Origin of the sequence: Colwellia ponticola (assembly GCF_005885605.1) — a bacterium.
GTDB lineage: Bacteria > Pseudomonadota > Gammaproteobacteria > Enterobacterales > Alteromonadaceae > Colwellia > Colwellia ponticola.
Map to the genome: position 1 here is coordinate 1 of NZ_SZVP01000165.1, position 432 is coordinate 432.

At 36.6% G+C, this 432-nt stretch carries 1 protein-coding gene; it reads right to left on the reverse strand.

Going from position 1 to position 432, the window contains the following annotated elements; all coding sequences use genetic code 11:
- Positions 1–432 (reverse strand): TonB-dependent receptor domain-containing protein (locus FCS21_RS17870; RefSeq protein ID WP_138624534.1); only part of this gene is annotated, 432 nt, incomplete at both ends.

The following is a 432-nucleotide window of genomic DNA, read 5'->3' on the forward strand; positions in this document are numbered from 1 at the left end:
CAAACCAGAATATGTGAATTGAATGTTTTGCAAACTGTACCAAGGCGATTCCGGAGCACGAGGATCTAAAGCGCTCAAAAGAGGCAATTGCATCGGGCTGTACACATTTCCGGTGTAATCTACATTCAAATCAATAGCTTGAATTTTATACGAAACACTCCATGTTGCGGTAAATTTTTCGGTTAGAAAAGGCGTTTCTTTTCGGCCATTTTCAATATTTTTATTGTCAAGCAAAGAAGCACCAGTGATAATCTTTAATCCATTTGGAAAATTAAAATCGATATTCGTACTGATTCCTTGGCTTATCGCATAACCGTTGATGTTGTCATAAATAATTTGGTTGGGATTCGTATCGTAATCCGATACAATTTTATTGCTGAATCGCGTATGAAAAAACGAAGTTTCAATACCGATAAAGGTTCCGTTATCGAA